This is a genomic window from Lapidilactobacillus salsurivasis, assembly GCF_054785215.1.
This window is the reverse complement of the sequence record NZ_BAAABI010000001.1, coordinates 22,126-39,937: the sequence shown is the minus strand read 5'-3', so window position 1 is coordinate 39,937 and position 17,812 is coordinate 22,126. Positions and strand designations below refer to the sequence as shown.

Here is a 17,812-nt window from a genome sequence, read left to right as displayed (position 1 = left end):
CTTAGTAATACTAGGTAAGGGTGGCAAGCCTTTTTAAGAAAGGAAGACGAGGTTGACAGGAATGACCGAATTACTAAAAGGGGTCCTTGAGGGCGTTGTCCTGCAAGTGATCCAGAATAGTCAGGAAACCTATGGCTATCAAATTACCAGCACCTTGATCGAGTTGGGCTTTCAGGATATTGTCGAGGGGACAGTATATACCGTTTTACTCCGGCTAGAAAAGAAAAATCTCGTGACCGTTGAGAAAAGAAAATCAACTGTGGGACCCGCGCGCAAATTTTATCGGTTGAATGACGCCGGGGTCGCTTACTTGGCTGACTTCTGGCGGAAGTGGGCCTTCCTGGTAGCTCAACTGGTCAAAATCAAACATTAGCCCAGTGCTCGCTGGTGAAAATAGAAGCCTGATTGAAACATGATGATGGAGGCAGTGAAGAATGAATTTTTATGATAAAGTCACAGGTCATGATATGACGAAGTTACAGCTGGCGTATGATCAACGGATCGCCCAATTACCTCAGGATTACCAAAGTGTTTGGCGCGAGCTGAATCAGGAGATTTGGCAGTTCACCGATTTCTCCGGTCGTAATCTCTATCCAATCTTGGCCGATGTGGTCGGATTGTTCGAAGAAAGCGCGGCGGAGGGGCTGGCGGTCAGCGCGGTTATCGGGTCCAGTCTCAACAACTTCATGACGGAGTTGGCCCACGTTGAAGGCGCTAAAGATTATCGCGATAAACTGCGCGCTCAGCTCAACCAGACAATCGCCAAGAAATTAGCCAAGGAGGAAACACGATGAGTTTGAAGCAAGTTTGGGCGGAAAAGAAAGAATGGCGCGATCTCCAAAAGCGCGCCGCGGCGTTACCCACCCGTTACGCCATCGTCTACCAAGAAATCCAGAAATATCTCATGAAAGTCGATCCAATCAATCTGGCGAATGATTTTCAACCCTTGAATGAGCTGTTGGATTTGTTTGAGGATGGCGCCCGCCGGCAAAAAGATGTCCTGGCGGTGACTGGTCAGGATGTGGCGGCCTTCGCTGACGGTTTGATTCTGACGGATCATCCGTTCTTGGACGAGTGGCGGCAACAAGTGAATGATCGCCTTTGAAAGAACCCAATTTCGGTTTGCGAATTTCAGCTTTATTGCAAGTGTTGCAGTTGTGAGCGTGATATTCCCAAGGAATAGGGCAGCTTTCCCGACGAACCGACACTGGTGATTCCTCCAGGAAAATAGGAAGTTGTCAGTTTTCCTTGACGAACGGGGAAAATGTTTGTAGAATATCTTTTGGGCGCCTTACATTTCGTAATGCCAATTGACCAAGCTCCCTATTCAATGAATAGGGGGCTTGTTTTATATTATTTCCCCGATCAGGATGAAAAGGAGCGTCAGTATGACCAAATATATTTTTGTTACCGGTGGAGTTGTTTCATCGCTTGGAAAAGGGATCGTTGCCGCCTCACTAGGCCGTTTACTGAAGAATCGTGGCTTGAAGGTGACCATGCAGAAGTTTGATCCCTATATCAACATCGACCCTGGCACCATGAACCCCTATCAACATGGGGAAGTTTTCGTTACTGATGACGGGGCGGAGACCGATCTTGATCTCGGCCATTATGAACGTTTTATTGATAATGATTTGAATAAATACTCTAATGTCACAACTGGTAAAATTTATTCCGAAGTTTTGCAAAAGGAGCGCCGTGGTGATTACAATGGCGCGACTGTTCAGGTCATTCCGCACATTACCAATATGATCAAGGAGAAGATCATGCGGGCAGCAACCACGACCGACTCCGACGTGATCATCACGGAGGTTGGCGGGACCGTTGGTGACATTGAGTCCTTGCCATACTTAGAAGCGTTGCGGCAAATGAAATCTGAGGTTGGCGCGGAGAATGTTGTTTATATCCACACGACTTTAGTGCCATACTTGCGCGCAGCTGGTGAAATGAAGACCAAGCCAACCCAACATAGTGTGAAGGAATTACGGGGCTTGGGGATCCAACCCAACATTCTTGTGGTCCGCACGGAGGAACCAATTTCCCAAGATATGCGGAATAAGATCGCGCTTTTCTGTGATGTGGACCCAGAAGCTGTAATCGAATCGTTGGATGTGGAGACGCTCTATTCGATCCCGTTGAATCTGGAGAAGCAGAAGATGGATCAGATCGTGTGTGACTATCTCCATTTGACCACACCGGCGGCCGATCTCAGCGAGTGGCGCGAGTTGGAACACCGGGTGCAAAATTTACATCATCACACCAAGATCACCTTGGTCGGGAAGTATGTTGAGTTGCAGGATGCTTATATTTCCGTTTCCGAGGCCTTGAAACACGCAGGCTACTTGTATGACTCAGAAATTGAGATCGAGAAGATCCAGGCCGATGACGTGACCGCTGAGAATGTAGCGGAACTCTTGGGCGACACTCAAGGAGTCATCGTGCCCGGTGGTTTCGGTAATCGTGGGTTGGAAGGCAAGATTCAAGCAATCAAATACGCGCGCGAAAACAATGTTCCCTTCCTGGGCATTTGTTTGGGGATGCAACTGGCCTGCGTAGAATTCGCCCGCGATGTCTTGGGTTACGCTGACGCTGATTCGACCGAGGTTGACACCAACACCAAACATAAGATCATTGATTTGATGCCTGATCAAAACGATGTGGAGAATATCGGCGGCACCTTGCGCTTGGGTCTCTATCCATGCAAACTGAAGCCAGGGTCCGTGGCCGCGGCGGCTTATGATCACCAAAGTGTGATTCAAGAACGCCACCGGCACCGTTATGAATTCAACAATCAATATCGCGAAGAAATGGCGGCTAAGGGCTTTGTTTTCTCCGGCGTTTCGCCAGATAATCGGTTGGTTGAGGTAGTGGAACTTCCTGAAAAGAAATTCTTCGTGGCGGCTCAATACCACCCAGAATTCCTTTCCCGACCAATGCGACCAGAAGGACTCTTCAAAGCCTTCATCAAGGCTGCCTCTGACTTACCAGAACAGCCTTGGTAGGCTGAAAATCAGCTAAACGCAAGCCTGATTAACGGGTTGTCTTGACCGCTAGGTGGCTGATTGTCGAATTTCTGTTGGGATATCGCGACCACGCGCTTGCGTAAGAGTGGCGATGATGATATTTTTATAGGCTATTTTGACCCTGATGCTAAGGTCAAAATAGCCTATTTGTTTTCAGAAAATAAAAAACGCCGGCTCACTCAGGCTGGGCAAATTGCACAGTTATTTCCGAACCCCTTCAGGCAAACTGACAAATAATAAGGGCGTTGTTTTCACCGTTACAGCGTTATATTAATTTAATAACGGAAGTGGTGACCCCTTGTAATTTCAACGATAATTCTTTATGATAGGTATTGATGACTTGACTAGTAAAAAAGTCATTGAACCATTTCTTTGTGAACGCAATCAATTGAAAAAGTACTGAAAAAAACTTAAAAAAACATACTCAAGACGATAAGGAATCAGCTATAATGAAAAAAATGATTATCCACGGTGGAAAGCGTCTAACCGGTGAAGTCGTTATCGGTGGTGCTAAGAATAGTACAGTCGCGATTATTCCTGCTTCGATTCTTTCAGAATCAAAAGTCACACTTGATGGCGTACCCGGCATTCAAGATGTTGATAACTTACGTGATATTTTAACTGACATGAACGTCACTTCAGAAGTAACCGAGCAAGGCCTGGAGATCGATCCGACCCAGATCATCTCCAAACCGTTGCCCAACGGTAAAATCAAGAGTTTACGCGCTTCTTACTATTTCATGGGGGCATTATTAGGTCGTTTTGGGCGGGCGATCGTCGGGTTGCCCGGTGGCGATGACATTGGACCACGACCGATCGATCAGCATATCAAGGGCTTTGAGGCATTAGGGGCCACCGTTAGTAATGAACACGGGGCCATGTTTATCCAAGCGCCAGATGATGGGCTTCACGGCGCTAAAATTTATTTCGACATGGTATCCGTTGGCGCCACCGTCAATGTTATTTTGGCTGCAGTTCGCGCGACGGGCACGACGATTATTGAGAACGTGGCTAAGGAGCCGGAAATCATTGATCTAGCGACGTTCTTGAACAATATGGGTGCCAAAATCCGGGGCGCGGGCACCGATACGATCAGAATTGAAGGCGTGCCCCATTTATATGCGCGTAATGCGCACACGATCATTCCCGATCGAATCGAGGCGGGAACTTATTTAGCGATGGCTGCGGCTTGTGGCAACGGCGTGACCGTCCGAAATATTATTAGCGAACATTTAGATTCATTTCTGGCCAAGATGGAAGAAATTGGGGTTCGATTTGACATCGTGGAAGATAGCATCTATGTCTATCCCACTGGCGACCTGCAAATGGTGACGATTAAAACCATGCCCTATCCTGGGTTCGCCACTGATCTGCAACAACCGATCACCCCACTATTGCTGAAGGCTCAGGGTGAAGGGATGATTGTTGACACACTTTATCCGCGGCGGGTTCGCCATGTCCCTGAATTAGTGCGCATGGGCGCCAACATTTCCGTGGAAAATGACGTGATTTTGTTACACCATACTGATCAGCTTCAGGGGACCGATGTAACAGCTGATGAGATTCGGGCCGGGGCGTCGTTGATGATCGCTGGCTTGATGGCAGAAGGAACGACGACGATCCATAAGGTGGAAAACATTTTGCGGGGCTATGACCGGGTGATCACCAAACTTCGCGGTCTTGGGGCTGATGTGGAAATGGTTGACGAAGATGAGCCCAATAGCACGTTGACCAGCGCCGAAGTTTTTCAGAAAAAAGCATTGTAATGAATCCCTTTCCGTGCTAATATCTTATATTGTCAGACTACTTACGAATATGGACTCTAGGTTAGCAAATAACTTAGGGAAAAGGAGCTAATTATAATGAAAAAAGGAATTCATCCAGATTTCCACGAAGTTGTTTTCATGGACTCAGCAACAGGTTTCAAGTTTCTTTCAGGTTCAACTAAATCCTCAAAAGAAACTGTCGAATTTGAAGGTCAAGAATACCCATTGATCCGGGTTGAAATCTCATCAGATTCACATCCATTCTATACTGGCAAGCAGAAGTTTACTCAAGCCGATGGTCGTGTAGACCGCTTCAACAAGAAGTATGGCTTCAAGGATACTGGCGCTGGCGCTAAGTAATCAAGAATCGGTTTTAATGTGGAACCACACCGCGTTTAGCGGTGTGGTTTTTTGTGTTTTTCGGCACCTAGTCGACTTATGGTGGAAAGAATAAAAAAATAAACCGCGGCTGCGGTTTATTTAGAAGGAGTGTGGGCCAAAACGGGTTAGCTCCTGAGCATTAGTCTAGCAAAAGTAGGTTGCGCTACGCGTGGCATTGGTAGATGGCAGATGTGGTCGGGCTCCAGGTCGGGCTGGGGGTGGTGGAACGCTGCGGGCACGACTTGAAGCTTTTCGGAAAACCACCGAAAAGCTTCAAGCTCGGCCTTATTGTAGGCGATAAATCGCCAACAATAATATCGCGGCTGACTCACCCCCAGCCCGACCTTCCGCCAACGAACGAACGGACCACCAACGCCATGCTCCGCTCCAGCCGCTCAACGTTTTAGCAGTCGTTTGAGCACTCACGCCGACTGGCAAACTATGGCCAAAACCACGCAATTGACGACCGTGGTTAGTGGTATAATCTTTAAATTGGTGACGCCAGCACAGTCTAACTGATGAACAAACCTAGTTCTCGGTGAATCGACAGAATTGAACGGTCTTTACCCATGATTGTCTAGGGAGCAGCAAAGATGTCCAACCCACTTGATGATCACAGCGTTGCAGATGCCCATACCAACAGATTACTTTTCTCGTTGAGAAATAGCATGAATGATTCAAGCTAATGCTATTTCAGCAGCAATCACTGGTTCTGATGTTGAAAATAGGCATCGACGATTTCCTTGATCTTACCAACCTGACCAGTAACGAACAACGTCGCCGGTACTTTGATTTCAGGAAGCTGCTTCTTGTTGTCGAAGTTGGCGATTTGGTCAGGGACGACTAAGGCATCTAACGATTCCGCTGTATCGGGATCGAAACCGATCTCATACTCATCATCGAATACTTGATGGAGCTCTTGGCTCAGTTTCTTATCGAATGGACTGGCGAGATTGGCATAACCCAATGATTGGTAACTCGCGTATAAGACAAAAACAATTTTTTTCATTTCTTTCTGCTCCTTACTTGATTTTTGACCCCAACAGCTACGCGAAGCGGGCAGAGATAACAATGGTAGCGCTTGAATGACTACTTAGCTTCTCGTATACTGATCATATAACCATCACAAATTATAGCATGCGGATTTGCGAAGCTTTGAATTTGTTAAGTCTTTTGACATGGAATGACGTTTCAGGTAGCTAGAGGGGAAGGCAACGATCATGACTCATGGTGAATTGATCAAAAAACTTCGGGTTGAACGGGGGCTCACCCAAGCAGAACTGGCTGAAGGAATTTGCAGTCGGACGACATTATCTGTTTTCGAAAATAATGGGACGTACCTTAGCGCCGAGATCCTATTCAAATATTTAGACCGTTTAAATGTCCTGCCCAATGAATATATGGCAATGATCGCGGCCAATGATCAAGTTGGCCTGCCTGAGCTTCCCGCTAATAAAGACTATCTGCTCCGGAAAATCGAGAGTTTGATCTATCAAGGGAAAAGCTTATCCCTGCATGAATCTATTAGGGGATTTTACGCGGCGTACGCCTCTGATCATGATGTCTTTTACCTATACTTATTGATTCAAATCGAAAGCGCACGTTCGTTGCAGGTAACTGGCCGGGTACAGCTCAATCCAGAGCTGATCGCTGATGCGAAATCATATTTAACTCGGAGCGAGAGTTTTCACAGCTTTGACTTGTTGCTCTTTACCAGCGTCTTGCACACTTACACGGCCGAACAACAAGCGGAGTATTATTCTCAGATCATCACGAAACGACTGCTCAGTGCCTACGATCGACCTGAATACAGCGCCCTAACCAAATTTATCATTCGAGCAATCACGTTGCGCCTGGGCAATCAGGATTATGAACGGGCTAGACAATATTTAGGTGACTTACGGGAAATCACCAGACGATTCCCCGACATGGACTGTCACTTGCTTTTTATGATTCTCGATGAAAAGTTAAATCAAGGCAATCAGCAGTTGGCCCAACAGCTTTTTGAGACACTAAGAATGATCGCAGTTAATGATCAACTTGATCCTGATATAGAGATTATTGGCTACTTACTTAACAATGATGGGTCCGGTGATGGAGCAAACAGGCGCTGTTCCGTCTTCAACTAGAGCGCCTTTTGTTTTAAGCCGCCAACTCAAGCCAGCTTAGCTTCAAAGGATCCCTGCTATCTTTTTTGGAAAAATTTTCTAGATTTTATTTTGTGCAACGATTTCATCGGGATTCGTGGGAAAAGGTCTTTTTGCAGATTCGGATTGGGTTAGGTGCTAACTAGAAAGCTGCAGTGGGTATCCAATCAAATGGTGCCCTGAACCGAATAAAATCGCATCTCACGGGTAAGGCTCCCGTTCAAATTGATTATTGATAAATGAAACAATAGAAAATTTTGTCCGCTTCTCAACGACCTTGCCCCGGTATATTCATCCGGGGAAGGTCGTTTCTTGGGTCTGAACGATCATGATGATTGAAGTGTGCGATTTCCATGTCAAAAAACAGTCATAGCAGGGATTTTCAAATCAATTCGGCTAAAGCTGGCTTTTTCTGTTTATTCATCTAAAATTTGCCCAATTTTTTTGATGTTGGGGACTAGGTCAGCCCATAATAAGTAGGTATGGCCACAAACTTTGGTCGTCATACCCATTGGACATAGCTCGTCAGTCAGCGGGAGTGCTTTAACGATTACGATAACGTTGAGCGGCTGAATGGAGCTCTCTGCGAAGCGCGTAGTGCAAGTCGCGGACATCATCAAAACATGTAGAGTACAACTGCTTTCTGCGCTGATACGCAATTTGTCACAGATTGTCTAGCGCCAATCTGCAACAAATCGCTAGTCGTGCTCAAAAGCAACCCGTTGAGCACAGCACTCTGATTTGAAACGTGCTGCGAGGTGCAGACCGCTGCGCCTTAAAGTATCTGCTTGCCCAATCCGCTGCGCGGCTTAGTCAATCAGATAAATTAATGCTCACGGTCTAATCGCACCTCTCCGCACTCTGATCTGAAACGTGCTCGCTGGCCCAGCTCCCTGTGCTTAGCTACGCAATTGTTTCGGAGGCAAAGTGCAGCTTCCAAACCAATTGCTAGGCTAATGCTCGGGAGCTACCCCGTTGTGCGCTGTATTTTAATTTGAAACGTGCTGTGCGCAACTGACTTCTGTGCTTAGCTACGCAATTGTTTCGGAAGCAAAGACCGGCTTCCAAACCAATTGCTAGGCTAATGCTCGGGAGCTACCCGGGCCAGCTCGCACTCTTTATATTTTTTGCTTTCTTTTCTGGTACTTTTCTTTTATACTTAAGGCTTGAGAATCAGATTAGCTGTATTCTGGCGGAAGCTTCTGCTGGGGGCAAGCTTGAATTTGGGTGGAACCAAAAGGAGGACAATAAGATATGAAACTTTACCTCATGTATGGTGGTCGGACCGTTGAGCACGATGTGACTGTCATGAGTACTCGATCTGCGTTGAGCGCGGTCGATTACCAAAAGTACGAGGTTATTCCGATTTATATCACGCGTCAAGGTTTGTTTTTGAAGGGGTTGACCCTCACCGCACCGGTCGCGGCTGAGACTGCATTGAAACTTGATGCGGCTGAGCAAGCGGCATGGCGCCCTGAGCCGGATCACTCTTTAGGCACTAAGTTTGATTTCGCTGAGTTGGCTGGACAAAAAGATTGTGTTGTTTTTCCAATGATCCACGGAACTTGGGGTGAAGACGGCACGATCCAAGGTTTGCTAGAAGTTTTGGATGTCCCTTATGTTGGCTCGGGTATTTGCGCGTCAGCAGTGGGCATGGACAAGATCATGGCTAAAATCGTCTTTGATGAATATCAGATCCCACAAGTGCCATATCTTTCGGTCTTGGCGGTTCATTATCGTGACGTGGACAAAGCGGCGCAGATCCGGGAACAGATCGCAACAGAAATGGGTTTCCCAGTTTATGTCAAAGCGGCTAACGCTGGCTCTAGTATTGGGGTCAGCAAAGCTGAAAACAGTGAAGAATTAGTCGGCTGCTTAGCTGATGCTTTTACCTATGATGATCGGGTCGTGGTCGAAAAGGCGGTGCCAAAAGCGCGGGAATTAGCGGTCAGCTTGTTAGGAAATGATGATCCTAAGGCATCGATCGCTGGTGAGATCGGGAAGAAGCAAGACTTCTATGATTATGAGTCGAAGTTTATCGATGGCTCGACAAAGTTGATCATTCCGGCGCCGATCACGGCGGACCAATTGGCTGAAGTTCAGAAGTACGCGGTGATGGCTTTTAACGCGGTCGGCGCGGCGGGCTTGACGCGGGCTGATTTCTTCCTTGATCAAGCAGGTCAAGTTTGGTTGAATGAGATCCAAACGATGCCTGGCTTTACGCAATTTTCGATGTACCCATTCTTGTGGCAAGCGAGCGGTGTCCCTTACCCAGAATTAATCGATCAATTGATCCAGCTTGGTCTGGAACGCTACGCTAGCAAGAAGCAAACAGTGGCGAACAAATAGTTTCAACGATTGAAACAGGCGATTGAAGCGTGCGCATTTTAATTGGGTTGTTCTAAAATATGAGGTTTGAATTGAGAGGTTCCAAGCATAAATGAAAATGACATTATCTGAGATCGTTCAGGCAATTGGGCTGGATGTTTCAGAAACTCAGCAGCGTCAATATCAAAACACGGTTGTAACGAGTATTTGCATTGATAGTCGCCAAGCGCGGCCCGGCAGTCTGTTCGTGCCGTTGGTTGATCAGCGTGATGGCCACGATTTCGTGGGGCAAGCGCAGACAGCGGGCGCCGTCGCGACTTTCTGGCAAGCGGGTCATCCAGGTCGACCAACCAATCTCCAAGTGATCGAGGTTGCCGAAGTTTTACCTGCTTTGCAGAAATTGGCCCATTATTATTTATTGAAGGTCAATCCAAAGGTGGTCGCGATTACCGGAAGCAACGGCAAAACGACCACCAAGGATATGATCGCGGCGATTCTGGCCAAGCAACATAACACGGCCAAAACCCAGGCCAACTTCAATAACGAAATCGGCGTGCCCTTAACGATTTTGGGGATGGAAACCAATACCGAAGTGTTGGTCGTGGAAATGGGGATGGATCGTCCTGGACAATTGCAATTTCTCAGTGACTTGGTCGAGCCGGATGTGGCTGTGATCACCATGATCGGGGAAGCGCATATCGAATTCTTCGGCACTCGTGATAAAATCGCCGATGCGAAAATGGAGATTACCCATGGTCTGAAAGAGGACGGGTTGTTGATTATCAATGGTGATGAGCCATTGTTGACGACGCGCGCGGCGACGTTTGCGCCGCGGACTTTCGGATTCAAGGAAGAAAACTATCTTTATCCGACTGCCATGACCTTGACCAAGAATCATAGCGAATTCTCAGTCAATCGCTGGCCAGAAGTTAGTTTCACCGTGCCGATGATTGGCGAATTCAATGTTTTGAACGCATTAGCGGCGCTGCTAGTTGGTCGTCATTATCACGTTTCACCGGACGAAATGGCTCAGGCCTTAGCGCACTTCCAGCCTACTGAGAACCGGACTCAATGGTTGACAGGCGATGCTGGCGAGGAGATCTTGAGCGATGTTTATAATTCAAATCCAACGGCTGTTCGGGAAGTCGTTGAAAGTTTCATCAAGGTTGCTGCCAAGGGTCGTCATGTTGCGGTTCTAGGGGATATGCTGGAATTGGGCGAGCAAGCCGAGAAACTCCACGCCAATCTGGCCAGTGAATTAGATCCGCGTCATATTGAAGAAGTTTATCTCTATGGTGATCTGATCAAGTCTCTGGATCAGCGGTTACGTGGCGTTTACCCGCCAGAAGCCCTGCACTATTATCCTTTGGGTCAACAAGAAGCCTTGATTGCCGATTTGAAAAATGATTTACACTATGGCGACATGGTTTTGCTTAAGGGCAGTAACGGGATGAAATTGAAAAAAGTTGTGCAGGCTTTGTTGTAAGCGCAACTTCATTGCAGAAAAAGACAAGAAAGCGTTGTTCGCTTTCTTGTCTTTTTCACTATGCTGGCTTTTTGAAACGTGTTCGCCAACCCAGTGCTTTCCGCTTAGCTACGCCATTGTTCCGGAAGCAGGGCGCGCTTCCAAAACAATGGCTAGGCTAATGCTCAAGCACTACCTGGGTTGGTTCACACTCTTTTTTCTGAAAACAAGCGGTTTACTTCCTTGTGGTTTCCAAATGAAAATGGTAAGATATGTAGAACACTGATTAGAACAGTGTGATTGAAAAAAGTGATTACAAACAGTTATGAAAGTTGAACGGATGTCTCCTGCTGTGATGTGATTGTTTTTTTCGAATCCAGAGGAGGACATTTTTTGAAATTTTCAGAACTTAATTTAGAACCAGATTTACTCGAGGCTGTTGAACGCGCTGGCTTTACCGAAGCGACACCGATCCAAGCTGAAACCATTCCCTTGGTCTTAGCTGGTGATGATGTTTTGGGTCAGGCCCAAACTGGTACCGGTAAAACAGCGGCGTTCGGCTTGCCATCTTTGCAACACGTTGACATGGACGATCCGCAGATCCAAACGCTGGTCATTTCCCCAACCCGGGAATTGGCGATCCAAACTCAAGAAGAAATGCAACGTTTAGGCGCGGCTAAACATGTTAAGGTGCAAGTCGTTTATGGTGGTTCCGATATCAGCCGGCAAATTCGTAATTTGAAGAAGAAGCCGCAGATTTTAGTGGGAACACCTGGTCGTTTGCTTGATCACATCAATCGTCACACCGTTAAACTTGATGGCATCAAGACCATCATTTTGGACGAGGCTGACGAAATGTTGGATATGGGCTTCGTGGAAGACATTGAAAGCATTTTGAGCCATGTGCCTAATCAACATCAGACGTTACTTTTCTCAGCGACCATGCCGAAACAGATCATGGGCATCGCTGAACGCTTTATGCACGATCCGAAAATCATTAAGATCAAGTCAAAGGAATTGACTGCTGATTTGATCGATCAATATTACATCCGTTCAAAAGAATTCGAGCGTTTCGATATGATGACGCGCCTCTTCGATGTTCAAAATCCAAAGCTGGCCTTGATCTTCGGCCGGACCAAACGCCGGGTCGACGAATTGACCAAGGGCTTACAGGCTCGTGGTTATAAAGCCGAAGGGATTCATGGCGATTTGACCCAACAGAAGCGGATGAGTGTGTTACGTCAGTTCAAGAGTGGCGAATTACAATTCTTAGTTGCAACCGACGTGGCTGCCCGGGGCTTGGATATTTCCGGGGTGACTCATGTTTACAACTACGATATTCCCCAAGATCCTGATGGCTACGTCCATCGGATCGGACGGACAGGTCGTGCCGGTGCGGCTGGCGTTTCCGTTACTTTCGTCGCTGGCAGCGAAATGGGTTATCTGCACGCGATCGAAGATTTGACTCGGGTTCGGATGACGCCATTGAAGCCAGCGACGGCTAAAGAGGCATTCCGGGGCCAACTGCATGCGGCCTATGCGGAAGTTGATCAGTTGATCGACACTGCTGACCTGGAACGTTTCGCTGGCCCAGCGCAAGAATTACTCGAAAAATATACTCCAGAACAATTGGCGGCGGCTCTATTGCGGTCCCAAGTTAAGGATCCAAGCCAAGTTCCTGTGCACATCGCACCAGAGCGGCCATTGCCATCACGGAAAGTCTCCAAGCCGCATTATGGCAACAAGCGGGGCGGCGGTTCCCGCTCCAGCTACAATCGTCGTGGCGATCGCAGTCATGGTGATCGTGACCGTTCTCGCGGTGATCGCGGCGGTGACTCTCGTGGTCGTCGCTCCGGTTCCGGTAACGGTGGCAGCCGTCATCAAGGCAGCAACAATGGTGGCAAACGTAATTTCACCATTCGTAAGAATCCAACTGCATAAATCAAGCCATGTAAGCCCGTTACCTGACGCTAGCGGGTCAACTGGGAAAGTCTGACAAGGTCAGGCTTTTTTTGTTGGAGGGAAATGCAACTTGTCATGAACAATTCTCACCTTTCATTTAACTAAAGTGAATCAAATTAATGCGGATCAATGGTATAATAAAAAAAGCATCCGTTGATTGCTGGCACCTGATCAGTTGGACTGGGCAAAGGGCTTTAACGCGGATGCGATAATTAGGCGAATAAAAAAGTCCCCACCTTCGCGGTATGAGACAGCGGCGGTGAGGCTGGGGAACAGGGTCAAATCATTCGCTTTTTGGCGTGTGGATGGTTAGACTAACAGTGAAGGTGGCGATCGAGATGATTGCAGGTTTAGGTGTTGATATTACAGAAATCGCGCGAATCGCGGCGGCAGTCGAGCATAATCCTAAGTTTGTGGACAAGGTTTTGACGGCGGCGGAAATTGCCCAATTTGACGAATTACGCGGTCAACGGCAGCGAGAATACTTGGCGGGGCGCTTCTCAGCCAAAGAGGCCTTCGCAAAGGCAATGGGCACTGGGCTGGGGCAAGTCAAATTGCATGATGTCACCATTATCAACGATAATTTAGGCAAACCTGTGATCAGCGAACATCCCTTTGCTGGACGGGCCTTGGTTTCGATTTCCCATACCGCAACTTTAGTAATGACAGAAGTAATTTTGGAAGAAGAATAGAGAGGATTTCCCGTGCAAACATCATATTTACGACCAACTTATTTAGAAATTGACCAACAAGCAATCTATGACAATGTGCATCATGAGCGGGAACGATTACCGCAATCAAGCGAGCTCTTCGCCGTGGTCAAGGCAGATGCCTACGGTCACGGCCTGGTTCCCGTGGCTCGTGTTTGCCGCGCGGCTGGGGCTAGTGGTTTTTGTGTAGCAACCTTGGATGAAGCCTTGGTCTTGCGCGAAGCCCAGATCGTGGAACCAATTTTGGTGTTAGGGGTGACAAGTGTCACAACCGCGGCGATTGCTGCCAGCCAACATATTTCGTTGACTGTCGCCGACCGCGACTGGCTGGCCGCTGCCGCACAGACACTGGCGGACAAAAATAATTTACCACCATTGGCGCTGCATTTAGCGACAGATACGGGCATGGGCCGGATTGGCTTCACGGAACCAGCCGAGCTCCAAAAGGCGGCGGCGTTTGTCTTGGACCACCCAGAGACGTTCGTTTTCGAAGGAGTCTTTACCCATTTCGCCACGGCGGATCAAACGGATTTGACGCACTTCCAGCAACAACAAGCGAAGTTCAAGCAAATGCTGGCAGTCTTACCAGCAAAACCACGCTACATTCATTGCGCTAATTCGGCGACCAGTCTTTGGCACGAAGAGTTGGCGATGAACATGATCCGTTTCGGTATCGCTTTGTATGGCCTAAATCCGTCAGGAACGGTGATTCCAGCGCCGTATCCACTAAAACCAGCTTTGGCGCTCTATAGCGAACTGGTTTTCGTCAAGGAGATCCACGCTGGCGATACGGTGGGCTATGGCGCCGCCTACACAGCACCGGCAACGGAATGGTTGGGCACCATCCCGATTGGTTATGCGGACGGCTGGTTACGCCGCATGTCGGGAATGGCCGTGTTGATCGAAGGCCAACGTTGCCCGATTGTTGGCCGGGTCTGCATGGATCAAATCATGGTCAAAATGCCTGAGAAGTTTCCGGTTGGTAGTAAAGTGACCTTGATTGGCCGTGATGGCGCTGATGAAATCACGATCCAGGAAGTCGCCACCTATGCGCAAACCATCCATTACGAAATTGCCTGTGGTCTGGATAATCGCTTACCCCGGCATTATTTACCCTTTGATCCCGATTAGCGGTGATTTGATTCGTTACTGATTCGCGGTTTGATCTTGCTGATTAGAGCACCATTACCCCAGTCGAACTTTTCCCAGTTCAATGCCGCCAACAAGATACCTGGCTTGGCGGCGTGACAGCACCATGGTCACTGTGAAATCAATTGAGTCGGTTCGTCGACCTGATTTGAAGCTGGGGCGGTGACTGCAGTCAGCGCGAACAATAATAAACACGCGGCAATCAAGCTGTGTTACAATAGTAACAACATGAAGACCTGATCCTGTCTGAACCAGCGCGTGTTTGCGTGTTGGCGCTAGGCGGGATCGTTTTTAGAAAAGTTGAGTGAGCGTATGGAACAAGAAATTAAACGCGGAGACATTTTCTTCGCCGATTTGTCGCCGGTCGTCGGTTCGGAACAAGGCGGTTTGCGACCGGTTTTGATTATTCAAAATGATACCGGCAACCATTTCAGCCCCACGGTGATCATCGCCGCGATCACCGCCAAAATCAGTAAACCTCGATTACCAACTCATGTGGGGCTAACGCCTGATCCTGATGGCGTCGAGCGGGATTCGGTCGTGCTACTCGAGCAAGTGCGCACGATCGATAAACAACGCCTGCGGGCTCAAGTTTCCCACCTAGAACCAGCGCGAATGGCGTTAGTTGATCAAGCGCTGTTGATCAGTCTAGGGTTGACACCAATGGCATAACTACATAGTATCGGAATAGTGTTGTGATCGATTTACGGTTTGATCAGTCTAGGGAAATTGACCTAGGCTTTTTTGTTGGTGGCAGGTTATTTGGTCCTGATTGGGAAAACTCATGAACTTGAGCGGGGGCCTGTTGCGTGCCGCACTCTGAAACGTGCTGCGCGGTGCAGACCGCTGCGCCTTAAAGTATCTGCTTGCCCAATCCGCTGCGCGGCTTAGTCAAGTAGATAAATTAATGCTCACGGTCTAATCGCACCTCTCCGCACTCTGATTTGAAACGTGCTGCGAGGTGCAGACCGCTGCGCCTTAAAGTATCCACTTGCCCAATCCGCTGCGCAGCTTAGACAAGTAGAGAAATTAATGCTCACGGTCTAATCGCACCTCTCCGCACTCTGATTTGAAACGTGCTGCGCGACCTAGCTTCTTCCGCTTAGCTACACAACTATTCCGGAGGCATAGGCCGGCCTCCAAAATAGTTGCTAGGCTAATGTTCAGAAGCTGACCAGGTCGGTTCACACCCTGGTGTCAAAACGTGTTCGCAACAATTTATCCCACTCCCTGATCAATTTCTGGGTGGCAATCGGTCGATTTAGCCAATTCATCAAGATGCTGTCTCAGTTCATCAAGCAGGTTGTACTGGTGTCACCAATTTAAAGCTGGTGACCACTAACCACGGCCGTCAATTGCGTGGCTTTCCATCAATTAGCAATAGCTTGCCAGTCGGCGTGAGTGCTCAAACGGCTGTTAAAACGTTGAGCGGCTGGAGCGGAGAAATTCGGGGTGAGATCGCCGTGAAATTAAATGAGAGCGTGGAACACAACGGGTTGCTTTTGAGCACGACTAGCAATTTCACTGGATTGATGCAGTCAATCCAGTGAAATTGCGTATCGGCGCAGAAAGCAGTTGTGTGAAACGCGTTTTTGGCGGCTTTACCGCTTAGGTCAAGGCCTGATTTTGAGACAAGCCGCGCACTTTGCGGATTGGCTCAAAACAGCGCCCACAGCGAGCTCACCCCGAATTTCGCAGCGCAAGCCGCGGACATTATCATTCACCATAAGCTCCAGCAAAAGTCCCCCAAGGCAGAAAAGGGGGGCTGACGCTGGGCAAGGCAAATGCTACAATGGTAATGGTCCCAGAAGAGAAATAAATATTTTTGGTAGAGATAAGGAGCAGATAAAATGGTAGAACGCTTGATCAGTGCGCAATCATCAGAGGTATTAGCAATGTCCGCGGCAGAATTAAAAACAGCCATCCAGGCCAGTGAAGGTCGGGTCATGTTATCCGAGGATGTGGTCACGGCACAACCGCTAGCGGAGACAATTACCAATGCGGAGGTTGCCAGCGCGTTTGGTGCGGATTTGATTCTATTGAATCTGTTTGACGTGGAACGGCCATTTATTTTAGGCTTGAATGAAGGCGAGGACTCCTTAGCCAATGTTCAGCCTGATCCTGAATCAGTTCATAAATTGAAACATTTGATCGGTCGGCCGGTGGGCTTGAACTTGGAACCGGTCAATCCGCACGCGGCCATGTTGTCGGATCAGTTCGAAGTCAGCCAGGGTCGGCAAGCAACGGCGGCTTCCTTCCAGAAAGCGGCGGCGTTAGGGTTCGACTTTGTTTGTTTGACGGGCAATCCTGGTAGTGGGGTCGATAATGATGCCATTATTAAGGCGCTCAAGGTCGCCAAGGCCAACTTCCCCGGGCTGATTATCGCCGGCAAAATGCATGGTGGCGGCGTTAACGAGCCAATTATTGATGAGGCTGTTCTCAGTGCCTTGATTGAAAATGGCGCGGATATTATTTTGGTTCCAGCGGTGGGGACGGTCCCCGGGTTCACTGACGCGGAATTGTTGCAAGTGGTTCGTCAAGCTCACGCTGCTGGCGCCTTGGTAATGTCGACGATCGGAACCAGCCAAGAGAGTGCCTCAACCAGTGTGATCGAACAATTGGCGATCCGCAATAAGATTTGTGGCGTGGACATCCAACATTTAGGTGACGCGGGTTACTCTGGCGTGGCACCGGTGGAGAACTTTATCGCGATGAGTAAAGCGATTCGTGGGCAACGCCATACCCTGAACCGGATGGCACGTTCGGTTAACCGTTGATTTCAAAATGATGACGGGGCAATGATTGTCTGATTTCCGAATAAAAATAGGAGCCGCATCGGTCAAAATCGACCGTGGGGCTCCTATTTTTTGAAAACATTGCT

Annotated in this window: 18 protein-coding genes; 16 read left to right on the top strand and 2 right to left on the bottom strand. The window is 48.3% G+C overall.

Annotation, left to right across the window (positions count from 1 at the left end; all coding sequences use genetic code 11):
- Positions 1–52 precede the first annotated feature (52 nt).
- The 6 genes from ACYVSB_RS00185 (at position 53) to ACYVSB_RS00160 (ending at position 5,149) form a co-directional block, all read left to right on the top strand.
- Positions 53–373 (top strand): PadR family transcriptional regulator, encoded by a 321-nt coding sequence (locus ACYVSB_RS00185; protein ID WP_461217941.1) that lies wholly within the window; start codon positions 53–55, stop codon positions 371–373.
- A 61-nt stretch (positions 374–434) separates the two neighbouring features.
- A complete protein-coding gene (locus ACYVSB_RS00180; RefSeq protein WP_461217940.1) occupies positions 435–794 on the top strand; it encodes a DUF1048 domain-containing protein in 360 nt (119 codons plus the stop codon).
- Complete coding sequence (locus tag ACYVSB_RS00175) at positions 791–1,105, top strand: DUF1048 domain-containing protein (protein ID WP_461217939.1); 315 nt, start codon at positions 791–793, stop codon at positions 1,103–1,105. The genes ACYVSB_RS00180 and ACYVSB_RS00175 overlap by 4 nt, the downstream gene beginning before the upstream one ends.
- A 283-nt stretch (positions 1,106–1,388) precedes the next feature.
- Positions 1,389–3,002 (top strand): CTP synthase, encoded by a 1,614-nt coding sequence (locus ACYVSB_RS00170; protein ID WP_461217938.1) that lies wholly within the window; start codon positions 1,389–1,391, stop codon positions 3,000–3,002.
- Between the two features lie 470 nt (positions 3,003–3,472).
- Positions 3,473–4,789: a UDP-N-acetylglucosamine 1-carboxyvinyltransferase gene (locus ACYVSB_RS00165; protein ID WP_461217937.1), complete on the top strand. Its 1,317-nt coding sequence runs from the start codon at positions 3,473–3,475 to the stop codon at positions 4,787–4,789.
- A 96-nt stretch (positions 4,790–4,885) separates the two neighbouring features.
- Positions 4,886–5,149 (top strand): type B 50S ribosomal protein L31, encoded by a 264-nt coding sequence (locus ACYVSB_RS00160; RefSeq protein WP_125597071.1) that lies wholly within the window; start codon positions 4,886–4,888, stop codon positions 5,147–5,149.
- A 306-nt stretch (positions 5,150–5,455) separates the two neighbouring features.
- Here the strand turns inward: ACYVSB_RS00160 and ACYVSB_RS00155 are convergent, their stop codons facing one another.
- Positions 5,456–5,629: a hypothetical protein gene (locus tag ACYVSB_RS00155; protein WP_461217936.1), complete on the bottom strand. Its 174-nt coding sequence runs from the start codon at positions 5,627–5,629 to the stop codon at positions 5,456–5,458.
- Between the two features lie 244 nt (positions 5,630–5,873).
- Positions 5,874–6,179: a hypothetical protein gene (locus ACYVSB_RS00150; RefSeq protein ID WP_461217935.1), complete on the bottom strand. Its 306-nt coding sequence runs from the start codon at positions 6,177–6,179 to the stop codon at positions 5,874–5,876.
- Between the two features lie 211 nt (positions 6,180–6,390).
- Here ACYVSB_RS00150 and ACYVSB_RS00145 point away from each other — a divergent pair, with 211 nt between their 5' ends.
- From ACYVSB_RS00145 to ACYVSB_RS00100, 10 genes are all read left to right on the top strand, one after another.
- On the top strand, positions 6,391–7,299 hold the full coding sequence (locus ACYVSB_RS00145; protein WP_461217934.1) for a helix-turn-helix domain-containing protein: 909 nt from the start codon (positions 6,391–6,393) through the stop codon (positions 7,297–7,299).
- Positions 7,300–8,571: 1,272 nt separating this feature from the next.
- A complete protein-coding gene (locus ACYVSB_RS00140; protein ID WP_461217933.1) occupies positions 8,572–9,666 on the top strand; it encodes a D-alanine--D-alanine ligase family protein in 1,095 nt (364 codons plus the stop codon).
- Between the two features lie 91 nt (positions 9,667–9,757).
- On the top strand, positions 9,758–11,131 hold the full coding sequence (locus ACYVSB_RS00135; RefSeq protein ID WP_461217932.1) for a UDP-N-acetylmuramoyl-tripeptide--D-alanyl-D-alanine ligase: 1,374 nt from the start codon (positions 9,758–9,760) through the stop codon (positions 11,129–11,131).
- Positions 11,132–11,503: 372 nt separating this feature from the next.
- A complete protein-coding gene (locus tag ACYVSB_RS00130; RefSeq protein ID WP_461217931.1) occupies positions 11,504–13,051 on the top strand; it encodes a DEAD/DEAH box helicase in 1,548 nt (515 codons plus the stop codon).
- 359 nt (positions 13,052–13,410) lie between these two features.
- Positions 13,411–13,764 carry a holo-ACP synthase gene (gene acpS, locus ACYVSB_RS00125; protein ID WP_461217930.1) on the top strand — a complete coding sequence of 118 codons (354 nt, stop codon included), beginning with the start codon at positions 13,411–13,413 and terminating at the stop codon, positions 13,762–13,764.
- 12 nt (positions 13,765–13,776) lie between these two features.
- Positions 13,777–14,913 carry an alanine racemase gene (gene alr, locus ACYVSB_RS00120; protein WP_461217929.1) on the top strand — a complete coding sequence of 379 codons (1,137 nt, stop codon included), beginning with the start codon at positions 13,777–13,779 and terminating at the stop codon, positions 14,911–14,913.
- A gap of 330 nt (positions 14,914–15,243) precedes the next feature.
- Positions 15,244–15,603, top strand: a complete 360-nt coding sequence (locus ACYVSB_RS00115; RefSeq protein WP_461217928.1) for a type II toxin-antitoxin system PemK/MazF family toxin — start codon at positions 15,244–15,246, stop codon at positions 15,601–15,603.
- A 659-nt stretch (positions 15,604–16,262) separates the two neighbouring features.
- Positions 16,263–16,481: a hypothetical protein gene (locus ACYVSB_RS00110; RefSeq protein WP_461217927.1), complete on the top strand. Its 219-nt coding sequence runs from the start codon at positions 16,263–16,265 to the stop codon at positions 16,479–16,481.
- A gap of 42 nt (positions 16,482–16,523) precedes the next feature.
- A complete protein-coding gene (locus ACYVSB_RS00105) occupies positions 16,524–16,700 on the top strand; it encodes a hypothetical protein (RefSeq protein WP_461217926.1) in 177 nt (58 codons plus the stop codon).
- An 81-nt stretch (positions 16,701–16,781) separates the two neighbouring features.
- The gene (locus ACYVSB_RS00100; RefSeq protein WP_461217925.1) at positions 16,782–17,708 is read left to right on the top strand and encodes a DUF7916 family protein; all 927 of its coding nucleotides are present in this window, start codon (positions 16,782–16,784) and stop codon (positions 17,706–17,708) included.
- The last annotated feature ends 104 nt before the right edge of the window (positions 17,709–17,812 follow it).

What these genes read in the sequence shown, in the direction of transcription:
- ACYVSB_RS00150 (WP_461217935.1), bottom strand. Translation starts at nt 6,179, where the DNA reads ATGAAAAAAATTGTTTTTGTCTTATACGCGAGTTACCAATCATTGGGT.
- ACYVSB_RS00160 (WP_125597071.1), top strand. Translation starts at nt 4,886, where the DNA reads ATGAAAAAAGGAATTCATCCAGATTTCCACGAAGTTGTTTTCATGGAC.
- ACYVSB_RS00140 (WP_461217933.1), top strand. Translation starts at nt 8,572, where the DNA reads ATGAAACTTTACCTCATGTATGGTGGTCGGACCGTTGAGCACGATGTG.
- ACYVSB_RS00180 (WP_461217940.1), top strand. Translation starts at nt 435, where the DNA reads ATGAATTTTTATGATAAAGTCACAGGTCATGATATGACGAAGTTACAG.
- ACYVSB_RS00135 (WP_461217932.1), top strand. Translation starts at nt 9,758, where the DNA reads ATGAAAATGACATTATCTGAGATCGTTCAGGCAATTGGGCTGGATGTT.
- ACYVSB_RS00100 (WP_461217925.1), top strand. Translation starts at nt 16,782, where the DNA reads ATGGTAGAACGCTTGATCAGTGCGCAATCATCAGAGGTATTAGCAATG.
- acpS (WP_461217930.1), top strand. Translation starts at nt 13,411, where the DNA reads ATGATTGCAGGTTTAGGTGTTGATATTACAGAAATCGCGCGAATCGCG.
- ACYVSB_RS00165 (WP_461217937.1), top strand. Translation starts at nt 3,473, where the DNA reads ATGAAAAAAATGATTATCCACGGTGGAAAGCGTCTAACCGGTGAAGTC.
- ACYVSB_RS00145 (WP_461217934.1), top strand. Translation starts at nt 6,391, where the DNA reads ATGACTCATGGTGAATTGATCAAAAAACTTCGGGTTGAACGGGGGCTC.
- ACYVSB_RS00115 (WP_461217928.1), top strand. Translation starts at nt 15,244, where the DNA reads ATGGAACAAGAAATTAAACGCGGAGACATTTTCTTCGCCGATTTGTCG.
- ACYVSB_RS00175 (WP_461217939.1), top strand. Translation starts at nt 791, where the DNA reads ATGAGTTTGAAGCAAGTTTGGGCGGAAAAGAAAGAATGGCGCGATCTC.
- ACYVSB_RS00170 (WP_461217938.1), top strand. Translation starts at nt 1,389, where the DNA reads ATGACCAAATATATTTTTGTTACCGGTGGAGTTGTTTCATCGCTTGGA.